General features: G+C 45.1%; 12 protein-coding genes. 7 read left to right on the top strand and 5 right to left on the bottom strand.

The window, feature by feature from the left end; translation table 11 throughout:
- Positions 1-52: 52 nt before the first annotated feature.
- The gene (locus ABE021_RS08150) at positions 53-1,675 is read right to left on the bottom strand and encodes a M20/M25/M40 family metallo-hydrolase (protein ID WP_430287983.1); all 1,623 of its coding nucleotides are present in this window, start codon (positions 1,673-1,675) and stop codon (positions 53-55) included.
- Positions 1,676-1,860: 185 nt separating this feature from the next.
- On the opposite strand from ABE021_RS08150, the gene ABE021_RS08145 reads away from it, so the two are divergent.
- Positions 1,861-2,961 carry a carbohydrate kinase gene (locus ABE021_RS08145; RefSeq protein WP_430287982.1) on the top strand — a complete coding sequence of 367 codons (1,101 nt, stop codon included), beginning with the start codon at positions 1,861-1,863 and terminating at the stop codon, positions 2,959-2,961.
- Positions 2,958-3,872, top strand: coding sequence for a pseudouridine-5'-phosphate glycosidase (locus ABE021_RS08140; protein WP_430287981.1), 915 nt, complete (start codon positions 2,958-2,960; stop codon positions 3,870-3,872). The genes ABE021_RS08145 and ABE021_RS08140 overlap by 4 nt, the downstream gene beginning before the upstream one ends.
- A 56-nt stretch (positions 3,873-3,928) precedes the next feature.
- Here ABE021_RS08140 and ABE021_RS08135 read toward each other — a convergent pair whose 3' ends face one another.
- Positions 3,929-6,973 carry an efflux RND transporter permease subunit gene (locus ABE021_RS08135; protein ID WP_430287980.1) on the bottom strand — a complete coding sequence of 1,015 codons (3,045 nt, stop codon included), beginning with the start codon at positions 6,971-6,973 and terminating at the stop codon, positions 3,929-3,931.
- Between the two features lie 213 nt (positions 6,974-7,186).
- On the opposite strand from ABE021_RS08135, the gene guaC reads away from it, so the two are divergent.
- Positions 7,187-8,170 carry a GMP reductase gene (gene guaC / locus ABE021_RS08130; protein WP_430287979.1) on the top strand — a complete coding sequence of 328 codons (984 nt, stop codon included), beginning with the start codon at positions 7,187-7,189 and terminating at the stop codon, positions 8,168-8,170.
- 220 nt (positions 8,171-8,390) lie between these two features.
- Here the strand turns inward: guaC and ABE021_RS08125 are convergent, their stop codons facing one another.
- Entirely contained in the window at positions 8,391-9,029 is a 639-nt protein-coding gene (locus ABE021_RS08125) for a YIP1 family protein (protein ID WP_430287977.1), read from the bottom strand.
- Positions 9,030-9,105: 76 nt separating this feature from the next.
- Here ABE021_RS08125 and ABE021_RS08120 point away from each other — a divergent pair, with 76 nt between their 5' ends.
- From ABE021_RS08120 to ABE021_RS08105, 4 genes are all read left to right on the top strand, one after another.
- Complete coding sequence (locus ABE021_RS08120) at positions 9,106-10,059, top strand: alpha/beta hydrolase (protein WP_430287976.1); 954 nt, start codon at positions 9,106-9,108, stop codon at positions 10,057-10,059.
- 251 nt (positions 10,060-10,310) lie between these two features.
- Positions 10,311-10,934: a DUF421 domain-containing protein gene (locus ABE021_RS08115; protein ID WP_430287975.1), complete on the top strand. Its 624-nt coding sequence runs from the start codon at positions 10,311-10,313 to the stop codon at positions 10,932-10,934.
- A gap of 24 nt (positions 10,935-10,958) precedes the next feature.
- On the top strand, positions 10,959-11,456 hold the full coding sequence (locus ABE021_RS08110; RefSeq protein WP_430287974.1) for a metallophosphoesterase family protein: 498 nt from the start codon (positions 10,959-10,961) through the stop codon (positions 11,454-11,456).
- A gap of 71 nt (positions 11,457-11,527) precedes the next feature.
- Entirely contained in the window at positions 11,528-11,875 is a 348-nt protein-coding gene (locus ABE021_RS08105) for a carboxymuconolactone decarboxylase family protein (protein ID WP_430287973.1), read from the top strand.
- A 237-nt stretch (positions 11,876-12,112) separates the two neighbouring features.
- Here the strand turns inward: ABE021_RS08105 and ABE021_RS08100 are convergent, their stop codons facing one another.
- Together ABE021_RS08100 and ABE021_RS08095 are read right to left on the bottom strand one after the other, a co-directional pair.
- Complete coding sequence (locus ABE021_RS08100) at positions 12,113-12,871, bottom strand: ABC transporter permease (protein WP_430287972.1); 759 nt, start codon at positions 12,869-12,871, stop codon at positions 12,113-12,115.
- Positions 12,868-13,617 (bottom strand): ABC transporter ATP-binding protein, encoded by a 750-nt coding sequence (locus tag ABE021_RS08095; protein ID WP_430287971.1) that lies wholly within the window; start codon positions 13,615-13,617, stop codon positions 12,868-12,870. The genes ABE021_RS08100 and ABE021_RS08095 overlap by 4 nt, the downstream gene beginning before the upstream one ends.
- Between the last annotated feature and the right edge of the window lie 11 nt (positions 13,618-13,628).

Here is a 13,628-nt window from a genome sequence, read left to right as displayed (position 1 = left end):
TATTCACGTATATTGTTCACTGAAAATCGTCACACTATCCTAATCCCCTCTGTTACTTCCCGCAAAAGTGTTTGGTAAGTGTCTCCAACATTTGAGGAAGCCGGACAAAAGCACTCTCGATGTGCAGTCTCTCTGTACGTTGATGGGCATCCTTACCGAACGGACCGACATTCAAAACAGGTGCATCGAGTGCTTTCATTTCTTCAAACGGCATCCAATAAGTCGCACCCCATACTGGTGTATTCCGCTCAAATGACTTCCAGCCTGTCCCTTCGTCTTCATAATGGACATAGCTTAAATCGCTTATCCCATTGAAATAGTGAATCTGCGATACTTCTGTTCCAAGTACAATTGCTTTATCTTGCATCAGTGTGACGAGCTCCTGGACGAGCGCATCCTCCGAAGTATTCACTGCTGGGTAATACGGAGGGGCGAATAATAGGACGGTTGCTGGCGCAAGTTCTTGACATTCTATCATGAGAACATCCACGATTTTAAATGATTTGTCCCGATCGTCGAGTTCCCCATCTCCAGATACTTCCGTAATGATCCGCTTCACTTCTGATTCGCCTAACTTTTTGTTAGCGTAATCCATCAATTCTTCAAACTTAAGCAGCTTGATCTTTCCGACTTTAGGTACGTCTGCACGCTCACAAATTTCGGTATACGCGGATTCACATGCCTCAACTGAATCTTTGGCGATGCCTTCAAACAGCTCCATCACCTCTGCTGCAGTCCTCTTCATAGTAAAGACATTATAAAGTGCAGTGGAGCGGTAGGGGGTTTGCACGGAATAATGTGCTTTTAAATCTTTTTGCTGCAACGTCACCGGCAGCGGCGTCGTTTCTCCGTGGTTGGTTTCTTCAAATACATGATTCCATTCCATCCGCTGCGTTAAAAAGGAGGCCATGAATGTCGATGTAATCCCTTTTAACGGTTCTCCAACATGCGTTTCTTTTCCGTAGAATAATGCAGCGGGCATAATTTTACCAATGGATCCTGTGTAAAGATATTCTTTTGGATCGCCCGGTTCCTGAGAGAAAACAGGTTCGCCATTTAAAAACAATGTATACGTCAGGTCGTGTTCCTGTTTCATCCGAACGAGTGACTTAACTGCCGTACGCATACCGGCAGAACTTACCTCTTCATCTGGAACAGCGAGTAACACTAAGTTCACCGGCCATTGTTCCGATGATGCCTTTTCGATCAAAGACATATGTAATGCAAGTCCCATCTTCATGTCCATCGTTCCACGGCCAAACAAGTACTCCCCTGATTCCAAATCAGCCACTGCCTCTTCAGGGAGTTCCTCTTTATATTCGTGTAATTTTACGGTTAGCTCTTCAGGATGGAACGCGAATGGTTCTAGTGCACCATATTCTTCTGTCCATACGGTGTCGTAGTGGCTGATGAGCACGATTGTATCTTGTGCTTCATGGTTTTTATACAGCGCAGTGACTGAATTACGGCCCAGACCTGCATCATGCAATTCCAACTGTTCGGGATGTGCTTCAAAGTAAGGGATACTTTTCATCTTTTCAGCGAGTCTGTGCGGAAAAGCTTTTTCCCCTTCTGTGGTGGTCCGACTCTCCCAATTGACAAGCTCGCATAATAACGCTCGTAATGTTTCCGGGGTATCCCATTGCAGTTCTGTTCCAGTATGTTGGTTTGACATAAAAAACCCTCCTTTTTAATACGTGCCGGCATCCTGACAGCAACAACCTGTCTGCTTTTGAGTGTACGCTTTTTGTCGAAAAGAGTCATCCCCTACAGGTTAAACATTTAACTTGCAACAACGAAAACTTTTGTTTATAATTTAAACATAAGTTTACAAAGTAGCAAAGAACGGAGGTGATTAAGATGAACGAAAAAGAACAGCAGCTGCTGTCGTTGATCCGTCAAAATCCTTACTGTTCCCAACAGGAACTGGCAGATGACCTGGGTCTTTCCCGCCCTGCTGTGGCAAATCTGATCTCCGCACTTACGAAACGTGGATATATTACGGGCAGAGCCTATGTGTTAGCACCGGAAGATGAAATTATTTGCATCGGGGGTGCGAACGTCGATCGGAAGTTCCACGTCACAGGTCCGGTTGCGTCTGGTACTTCGAATCCTGCCGAATTGTCCGTTACGATTGGCGGTGTTGCTCGCAACATCGCTGAAAACCTCGGTCGCCTGGACCATCCGGTTCGATTGATCACTACAGCAGGCAAAGACGCAGACTGGGACTTGATTGCTACGCATTCAGCTCCCTTCATGGACCTGACATCCGTCCGGTTATTACCCGACGCTTCAACGGGCTCCTATTCTGCGGTGTTAGACAGTCACGGCGAACTTGTGATCGCCATGGCAGTCATGGATGTGTACGAATCACTTAATGCAGACTACATTGCTTCGCTCGAACGACACCTGGCTCGTGCCAAGATGATTGTCATAGACCTCAATGTAACAAAAGAAACGGCAGAAGCGATTCGGGCTGCAGCGATCCGTCACCAAGTTCCACTTGCGATCGTCCCTGTCTCCGGACCTAAAATGGATCACTTGCCTGACACACTTGAGGGATTGACATGGTTCATCTGCAATGAGGACGAAGCGGAAACACTGACTGGTGTCATGATACAAAGTGATGAGGACTGGAAAACAGCTGTTTCTGCACTTCTGGACTCTGGAGCGGAACACGCCATCATCACTCGCGGCAAAAACGGAATCATGGCAGGCAGCCGTGCAGCAGGAACAATTCAGCATCATGCTGCGATCCCTGACATCTCTGTAGAAGATGTGACTGGAGCCGGAGATGCATTCGTGTCAGGAGTTCTCCATGCTGCGGTAATGGAACGGACACTTAATGACGCGATTTCCTATGGTCTTGTGAATGCAGCAAAAACACTAGCTTCCACCTATACAGTCAGACCGGAACTAACAGCCAATGGATTAGAAAATGAACTGGAGGAATACAAATGAAATCATATATCGTCTTCTCAGAAGAAGTTTTAAACGCTAAAGCAGCTGGTCAACCAATCGTGGCACTCGAGTCGACCATCATTTCTCATGGAATGCCCTATCCACAAAACGTGGAAACTGCTCGTGCTGTAGAACAAATCATTCGCGACAACGGCGCAGTGCCTGCAACGATTGCATTGATCGACGGAAAGATTAAGATCGGCTTGTCTTACGATGAACTGGAGATGTTCGGAAAAAGTGATAATGTGGCAAAAGTTTCACGCCGTGATATCGGGTACTTACTTGCAACAAAGCAACTCGGAGCAACAACGGTTGCAGCGACTATGATTTGTGCAGACCTTGCTGAAATCCGCATGTTCGTGACGGGCGGAATTGGCGGAGTACATCGCGGTGCTGAAACGACGATGGACATCTCTGCAGACCTGGAAGAACTCGCAAAAACTGATGTAGCGGTCGTTTGTGCAGGAGCAAAATCCATTCTTGATATCGGTCTTACTATGGAATACTTAGAAACAAAAGGCGTACCTGTCATCGGATATGAAACGGACGAACTGCCTGCATTCTATACACGTAAGAGCGGATTCCCTGTTAACTTCCGCGCTGACAATCCAGAAGTGGTTGCTGAAACACTTGCAGTGAAGTGGAATCTAGGACTTGCAGGGGGAGCCGTTGTGGCAAATCCGATTCCTGTGGCAGACGAACTCGATCCGGAAATGATTAACGGAATCATCGATCAAGCTCTTGCGGAAGCAAAAGAAAAAGGAATTAAAGGGAAAGACGTCACCCCATTCATGCTCGGAAAAGTGAAAGATCTCACAGAAGGCAAGAGCCTCGTAGCTAACATTGCCCTCGTAAAACATAACGCTGTCGTCGGTGCGAAGATTGCTGTCGCGTTAAGCAAAACAAAATAATCCTTTAATTAAAAGAAATCCACAGAAAATCTCTCTGTGGATTTCTTTTTGTGCTATTAAACACGTTCGGCACGATGTCCGATAAGTTTGTAGTAAACCAAGTACAACGATGGAATCATCACCAGTGTAAACAAACTTGAGAATGTGAGTCCCGCGATGATGGTAATCGCTAATGCTTCAAACAACGGATCACCCGATACCGCAACCGGGATCAGTGCAACGATTGACGTTAGTGAGGTAAGAATGATCGGTTTGATACGCGCGTAGCCTGATTCAACAATCGCTTCGATCACATCCATATTGCCTAGCAGACGGCGTGCTTCCACAAAATCGATCAACACGACTGCGTTTCTCACAACTATACCGGTCAGTGAAACAATTCCCATGACACCTAGGAAACTTAGCGGCGTCTGTGTGATGAACAATCCAAGTATCGCACCGGAAATACCGAGGTAGACCGCAAATAATACGAGGAAAGGCAGACTGAACGATTTGAATTGGAACGCAATGACCAAGTATACAAGTAACAACACAACCAGGAATAGAATACCGATCTCCGCAAAGAATGCCTGCTGATCCGAATTCTCCCCTCCCGTTGAGATGGTATAGCCTTCCGGCAAGTCTTTCTTTTCTGTGTCAACAGCAGCTAACATGTTGTCTTTGAATCCCTCGGCATCGCCATATGCCTTTAATGTAATAGCACGTTCCCCTTTTTCATGAGGGACTTGTGCTAGTAAAGACGTTTCCTCTGTAGTGAGTAATTCATCCAATGGGACGAGTTTCGGCGGACCTTGAGTAGTCATGGAAGGCACGACGCTTTCCGACAGATCGACAGGCTCGCCTTCATTCACACCTTTTTCTTTTAACACGACTTGTTTTGAAATGTCCCCTTCATACAACTTGAATAAGGGTACACCTTGCGTCAGTAACTGCAGCTGATTCGTTACTAAGTTCAACGAGATTCCATTGTCTTCGAGTGCTTGACGATCCGGGATGTACTGGACAGCCGGAACAGGTTCCCCTAAGTTATCCGTCACGATGTCTGCACCCTTTTCAAGTAAACGGGTTTTCAACCCATCGCGTAACTGAGCAAGCTCGCCAATCTCATCTCCCTTGATCGTAACGGTGACCGGCGCTCCAACAGGCGGCCCTTGGACAATTGTATCCAGGAAGATTTCTGCATCACGATAACGTTTCCGTAATTCCGTTTCCCATTTGCTGATGAATTCAGAAGCGCTCATGTTGTCTTTATCAATACGGAACACCGCTTGCCCTGTATTTCCACCGGTATTATCCATGGAAGCGGCAAATAGATTCGGCAAACCGCTGCCTGTGAAAATGGCAGTCTCTTTTACGTTCTTATCTTCCGATGAAACTTCGTCAATGATCTTTTGGATTTCGTTATTCGTTTCGTCAATTGTCGTTCCAGCCGGAAGTCTGACATTCATTGTCACTTCTTCTTTGTCAGCAGCCGGGAAGAATTCAAACGGTGTAAGGAATGCCAAGAATAGCAGTCCGGTCGCGATGACAAGCCCCCCGATTCCGACGAGTAACGGCCGCTTCAACACAGTTCGTAAAACTTTTTCCGAATAGAATACTGCGATTTTCTCTAACGGTTTCCCTAAAAATCCTGGCGTATCCGATATGTTCTTATTGCGTCTTTTCGTCTTGATGAATTGGAGCATCGGGACGAGCGTAACTGATAATACGGTTGAGGCAATAATTGTGGTGATCAAGATACTCGGGAGTGCTTTGATGAATGCACCATTGCCGCCCGACAACAGAAGTAACGGTGAGAACGTTACAACAATCGCTAGACTGGAAGAAATAATTGAGGTGTAGACTTCTTTGACACCATTAATCGCACCGTCTAACGGTGAATCTCCAAGCTTATAGCGCCGCTGAATGTTGTCATTCACGACGATACTATCATCTACGAGAATCCCGATTGCGATGATGAGCCCAATGACGGAAATCTGGTTCAAATCGACACCCATGTACGGAATCGGAATGAGACCCACGAGGACAGAAGCAAGGACAGTCAATGCAACTACAAACGAACCGAACAGCGTCAATCCGGCAGTTGTCACCACAAGTACCGCAATGACTGCAATAAGTAATGAAATATACAGGCTATTGAATATCGAGTTGACATTGTCGGCTTGTGATTCATATGTGTGAGCCGTTATCTCCTCAGGAAGCTCTTCTATATACCGATCCATCTTTTTCGCGATGGTTTGATCCATTGATGGGATGTCTTGCCCTGGCTGCAGGAAAACTGTATACGAAATAGCGGATTGTCCGTCAAAAGTGACGATGTCCTTCGCTTCGTTTGCTACTTCTCCGATATCGGCTACTTTAGCCAATGGTACAGCGGCATCTCCAATTTGTAATTGCTTCAGTTTTTCAATTCCCTCGTCCTGTTTCACAGTCAAGACGACCCGTTCTTTACCGTCGTCATGAGTCCCAAGTGAGAGGGGCTGATTCGCTTGCTGCAGCACACTGAGCACATCATACGGCTGCAATCGATTTTCAGCCAACTTTACAGGATCGAGCGTAATCATAAGCTGCTTCTCTTTAAAGCCCTTGGCAGTTGTGCCAGCCACTCCTTCTATAGACTGTATGTCATCTGACAGTGCAGCGAACGAAGTCTCCAATTCTGCAAGTGCCGATTCGTCGCCTGTAAACATGTAAGAGACGAGTGGAAATGCCAAATCGAGTTTTTTCACTTCAGGTGATTGCGCGTTCTCCGGCAATTCACTTGCGGAGCGCTGCACTTCTTGCTGCAATTTGCTGATTGTCTGCTCGGAATCGATTCCATCCTTTAGCGATAATGTGATTATCGATGCAGAATTCGCAGAAACAGACTTCATTGTATCGATACCGTCCACTTTTTTCACAGCTCTCTCAAGTGGGTTCGTTATCGTCCTTTCCACTTCTTCCGGTTCTGCCCCTGGAAGAATAGAAGATACCATGACTAGATCGACCGGAGTTTCAGGAATTTCACGCTTCGGCAATGTTAAAAAGGTATAGACTCCAATAAGCATGAGGATGAAAATCAGGAAGATAAATAATTTACTTCGTTTTAATAAATAGGCCATAGGTGTCCTTCCTTTCTCAAACTGATAACGCTTTCAACTCACTAACACTTCTGTCTTTTATCATGCCATAGCCACCTATCAATCACAATTTTGGAAACCCGAACTAGAGATTAATAATAGTTTGACAACGGAGAAGGAATCTTGTACATTACATAAGGACGAACAATTATGTATCGTCCCAAACAAATTATTCGCTTTTAGGAGTGTTCAATAATGGATGTAGTATTCGATTATGAAGATATTCAACTAATTCCCGCAAAATGTATCGTTGACAGCCGTTCCGAGTGTGATACTTCAGTCAAATTAGGCAAGCATACATTCCGCTTACCTGTTGTACCTGCAAATATGCAGACAATTATTGATGAAAAGATTGCCATTCAACTTGCTGAAGGCGGTTACTTCTATATTATGCATCGGTTTGACCCTGCATCACGTCCAGCCTTCATCCGTGATATGCAAGGCCGTGGATTGATCGCTTCGATTAGCGTTGGTGTTAAGGAAGACGAATATGGGTTTGTAGAACAGCTCGCTCAAGATTCCCTTATCCCTGATTACATTACAATCGATATCGCGCATGGTCATTCTAATGCTGTGATTCGAATGATCCAACATATTAAAAAGCATTTACCTGAGAGCTTCGTAATTGCAGGTAATGTGGGAACACCAGAAGCTGTACGTGAACTTGAGAATGCCGGTGCCGACGCAACAAAGGTCGGAATTGGTCCCGGTAAAGTTTGTATCACTAAAATCAAGACCGGTTTTGGTACAGGCGGCTGGCAGCTCGCAGCACTTCGCTGGTGTGCAAAAGCAGCTTCAAAACCGATTATTGCCGATGGCGGTATCCGTACACACGGCGACATCGCGAAGTCTGTACGTTTCGGCGCAAGCATGGTCATGATCGGTTCCCTATTTGCCGGTCACGAGGAGTCACCTGGTCAAACAGTCGAACGCGACGGTGAACAGTTCAAGGAATACTTCGGTTCCGCTTCAGAGTTCCAAAAAGGTGAGAAGAAAAACGTCGAAGGCAAGAAGATGTATGTTGAGTACAAAGGTCCACTTCAAGATACGTTGACGGAGATGGAACAAGATTTGCAGTCATCGATCTCTTATGCAGGCGGTAAGAAGTTGGAAGCAATCCGTACAGTGGATTATGCAATTGTGAAGAACTCCATCTTTAATGGGGATAAAGTCTATTAATAAATGATTACTGTGTTGATTGACACTTCAGGTGGCCGCTTTCCGAGGGGCTTGATTTCAGCCTCCTCAGTCGCGTTGCTCCTTGCGGGGTCTTCCATCTGCGCTGATCCCTCCGGAGTCGCCACCTTACGTTTCAATCAGAATTGTATCTTAATAGGTTAATCTTTTGAATAGCTAACAAAACCGGAATCCCTTAAATGGGATTCCGGTTTTGTTGTGGTTATAGAGAAAAGATGGAGACAAAAATGATTCCTATTGTTAGTGAAATCACGATGGATAAGATGATGGCGATGACGACTGTAACGAGAACCACGCCAAGACCACGCCATGCGGAAAATCCATGTACTAGGCCGATCCCTTTACAAGAGATGACTGTGCTATAAATTCCGACTGCAAATGTCAGGAACATGGAAATCAGATACACTCCCATGGGTAAGTTTGTAATCGCTAAGGTTTCCGCAGGCGGTGCTTCGAATGCTAACTTCCCATATCCTAAGATGACTAAATAGTTGACGGGTGCGAGCCAAATCGTTGGCAAAGTCGTGCCAGGGACGACCCGAAGCATTTCAGAGAAGGTGCCGGTCCCGCCAAACATCCCTTTTCCAATCCAATGATAGATTGCTGCGCCGATCACCCATGAAATGAGTGCCCCCACAAATGTTAGTAAAATGAACAGCGGAATAAGTGCACCTAAAGGCAAGTTACTGAATAGCCCTGAACTTCCCGCTTGGTACCCTCCCGAGGCAAGAGCAGCGATGGCAAAAATAAGGATAGCATAACTTGTAGTCGTCTCGTTCTTCAAATACCGCAAAGTTTCAGTCGGTCGGCTCCAGATAGTGAGCAATGGTTTTAAATTCATGAATTGTCCTCCTTAGAACTTGTCACTCCCCTTTAATAGAAAAAATGGTACACTGATTTTCAGGGGGTGGAATTTTTTGAAAAGAAAAATTGCAATTGCACTCGGTCTGCTTATCGTCTCACTGCTAGTTGCACTTGTTCTTGCTGGCAATTACTTTTATAACCAAGGAATTAAGCGTGGCACGGAGGTAAAACTGCATAGTGAATCTGAAGCCGTTAATGATATCGCCAGTGATGCAGATCAGGCGCTACTAAAAGAGGCTAAAATCTGGTATGCAGAACAGCCAAAAAACACCATTACTATGCAATCTTATGATAACTTGAAGCTCAAAGCACAATTCATTAAAAACAATAAAAATGAGACACACCGAGCAGTCATTCTTGCCCATGGTTTCCGCAACACCGGAGAAGACATGGGTAAGTATGCCAAGTTTTACTATGACCGAGGATTTGACATCCTGCTCCCTGACGCACGGGGGCACGGAGATAGTGAGGGCGACTATATCGGTTATGGCTGGCACGAACGCCTCGATTACAAAGACTGGATCAAGTACCTCATTCAACAGCATGACGCTGAACAAATCATTTTGCAAGGGAATTCAATGGGCGCTGCTACTGTTCTAATGACGAGCGGTGAGAAATTACCCAAGCAAGTGAAAGGGATTATTGCAGACAGTTCTTATAGTACGGTTAAAAAAGAACTGGCGCATCAGCTGAAGTCCATTTACGGTTTACCCGCATTTCCATTACTCGACGTTACAAGTATCATTGCTAAGATTCGCGCAGGCTACACGCTGCAAGAAGCATCCGCTGTGGATCAAGTAAGGAAGAATAAGGTCCCTTTACTCCTGATTCATGGGGATGCAGACGACTTGGTCCCTACTGAAATGGCGACTGAACTGAACAAAGCAGCCAGCGGAGATAACGAGTTGTGGATCGTTCCAGATGCCGGGCATACAAAAGCATATGATAACATCACAGGCGAGTATGAAGAAAAGCTGTCCCGGTTCCTGGACAAAGTACTCGATTGAATGCCGGATCGCTCTTCTTACGAGAAGAGCGATCTTTCATTTTAATTATATTTGTATACCATGTATTACGTTACTAAAGACAAAAGGTTTCATCGATAGTAAGCACACTTTTGTTTCCTTACCATTCAGGGTACGTGATGAGTAAAGAAAGAATTACAGACCCTATGGCCAATAGTGATCTTTGGATCTGTAACAAACGAGGATAATTTCGGGACGTTATTCTCATACTGGTTTAAAAACGAGGTGTCGTGGTGGATTGGCATTTATTGTGGAAAGCGATATTTGTAGCACTTGTCGGAACGTTTCTATTACGGTTAGCCGGACGCAAGTCGATTTCGCAAATGACACTCCCCCAAACCGTTATCGTTATTGGATTAGGGTCACTGATTGTCCAGCCGATTGTGGGTCATGACATCTGGTCGACGTTCACAGTAGGTCTTGTGCTGGTCTTAACACTTATTATGATGGAGTATTCACAAGTAAAATTGGACAAAATGGAACACCTTATTACGGGACGTGCAAAACTGATTATTAAAGACGGTGTCATTCAAGAGAAGACATTGCACAAGTTACGATTTACAGTCGACCAACTGGAAATGAAGCTCCGCGAGCAAGGCATTTCACGGGTCAGTGATATAAAATGGGCAACGTTGGAGCCGAACGGGCAAGTGGGTTGCGAGTTTATGGAAAGCGCAAAACCTGTCACGAAGCAAGATCTTCACGTACTGCGTCTAGAAATCGAATCCTTAAGAAGCTTACTCTCCGACAAATCCGGCTTGACGAGTTCGCCGCAAAATCCATCTTCAGACAATAGTCTTTTCACAGAAGTTGCAAACAAACGTGATAACGCCGATCGGCCGAAACATTTGAAATAGAGGAAACTGGAAGGATGGATACTTATGAAAGTTATCATCACGGGTGACACTCACATACCAGGAAGAGGAAGCAAACTGCCAAATCGTTTAACAGATGCATGCAGCGATGCAGACCTCATTATCCATACCGGTGATTGGCGCTCTCCTGAAGTATTTGAAACGCTCTCTAGTTTAGCAGAAGTGAGAGGGGTCTATGGAAATGTGGACGGCGAAGAGATGCGTGCTCTTGTTCCTGCCAGACAGGTCATCGATATCAGAGGACTGCGGATCGGTATAGTTCACGGTCATGGCGACAAGAAAACAACCGAGCAGCGTGCGGTCGAAGCATTTGCCGATGAGCCAGTGGATGCCATTGTCTTTGGCCATTCACACATTCCGCTTATTAAGTATTTCAAAGGGATGCTTCTCCTGAACCCAGGTTCTCCTACGGACAAGCGTAAATTACCATTCTATTCATTCATCACATTGGAAATTGGAGAGGAAATTCACCCTGAACTCATTCTTTTTCGAGACAAATCTTAATGTGGTGGACCGTATGATTACCGTTAACATACATATGCTACTGCTGAATTGAATAGGAGGGCGTTTTAACAATGGAGGATTATTCAGCAGATAGCTTATTAAAAGGGTATAAAGAAGGGATGGGAGAGTTTACTGAACAATTGCCAGACATCAGCAGCGGATTCCACTCCTTTACGGAAAGTTGCTTTGCAGAGGGAGCTCTCGATGGCAAGCAGAAGCAGCTGATTGCACTCGCTCTCAGTGTCTATACGGACGATACAACCTGTATGTCCTTCCACACAAAGGGTTGTGTTGACGCGGGTTGCACGGAACAAGAAGTTCTGGAAGCATGCAGTATAGCCGCTGCATTAGGAAGTGGTGCCGTGATGAGCCGGACGGTTACTTGCTTGAGTGGGATGTTTAAGCAATTTCAGAAGTGACAGGAAAAGCTACCTAGTAAACACCTTTGCGGTTGTTGGCTAGGTAGTTTTTTGGGGTGGAGTGGATGGGTATCAGCTTCCTTCATGCTTTATGGGCACTCTCCTAAATTCACATCCATTATCAAAAGCTCCTCTATAACGTCCTAAAACAACCCTTCCAACACTTTGTTTCCTCTTCCATTCAAAGTACCGGCATCCGACCGTAATTGAAAAAGTCGGGATGTCACTGGTTCTCGCTTAATCCAAGTCTACCTTCAACAATTGCATCCTTTCCGTAAACAAACTTCGATAGGACAAAAAGCCGAGCAACACACTCGTCATCGCTGCAGTGGCAAGCAATAAAAACACAACAAGTAATTGAAACTGAACCGCCTGGATCGGATCCGCTCCCGCGATGATTTGTCCACTCATCATTCCCGGAAGTTGTACGAGTCCAATGGTCTTCTGGCTTTCAATAGTTGGGATCATGCTGGCCTGAATCGCTTTCAGTAACTGCCGATTAATGGACTGCTTCGGTGTTCCACCAAGGGAAAGGATCAATTCGCTTTCATCACGATGCGCTTCCACTTCTGCTGTAAAACGGTTTAAAAACAAAATTGCAAGGACCATTGAATTCCCGATAACCATTCCACTTAATGAGATAATGTATTGAGCAGTTGCAGGAATAATATGTAACCCCAGTAAAACAGTTTGCGTTAACACTTCAATCGCAACAAAAGTGATAAATAACTTCCAGGTGATGCCTTTAATTGCCTTTCCTTTATGGCGAGCATTTTGTACAGCGGCGACAATCATCAACAGTACCATTAAGATGATAAAAATCGGATGCTCTGAGTCGAATACAAACTTCAATACGAATCCCACCGCTATGAGTTGAACAGTTGAACGCAATGTGGCAGCAATCGTATCTCGTTCCAGCCCCAAACTCAGTGCTTTAGATAACAATAAAGGGATAAATACAAATATTAACGTTAAACTCAATGTCATCCAACTCACGAGTACACTCCTCTTACAAACCGCTTTACATCTTCATCCTCTGTTGCATTAATATCTTCTTTGGTGCCCATTTCACGCAACTCTCCATCCACCATTACCCAGAAGTACCCCCCTAATCGTTTTGCCTGTTCCAAATTATGAGTAATCCAAACGATTGTTATCTTCTCGGTTTCCTTCAATTTAACGATCAAGTCTTCAATCTCTTGAAGGGAAGAGGGATCCAGAGATGCGGTGATTTCGTCTAACAACAGAATTTTCGAGTCATTTAATAACGTACGTGCGATGGATACTTTTTGTTTTTGCCCTCCTGATAGTTCCCGGGCATCCCTTGTGAGAAGAGACGTAGGAAGTCCAACGCGTTCCAAAGTAGCGATTGCTTCTGCTTTGGACAATGTTTTTCCGCGTAGCTGTAATGGAAGTGCTAAATTATCCTGTACCGTACCTTGTACCATTGGCGAACTTTGCATCACAATTCCAACATGTCTCCTGACAGACAGTGGGGATTGTTCTTCAATCCGCTCCCCCTCTATGTAAATTCCACCTTGTTTAGGACTGATGAGACCATTGCATAACTTTAACAGTGTCGTTTTCCCCGCTCCCGAAGGCCCGATCAATGCAGTAATGTTACCCGTTGGAAAATGACCACTTACATTTTTAATAATATCGGTATGATTTGCACGATAACTCACACGATCTAGCCAAATGGCGGGTGATGGAGATGCGGTAGCGCTAGTTTGCTGATTCATATCATACAGCC

Source organism: Sporosarcina gallistercoris, from assembly GCF_050459885.1.
Lineage (GTDB): Bacteria > Bacillota > Bacilli > Bacillales_A > Planococcaceae > Sporosarcina > Sporosarcina gallistercoris_A.
The sequence above is the reverse complement of the archived record's forward strand: the minus strand, read 5'-3'. Positions and strand labels throughout refer to the sequence as shown.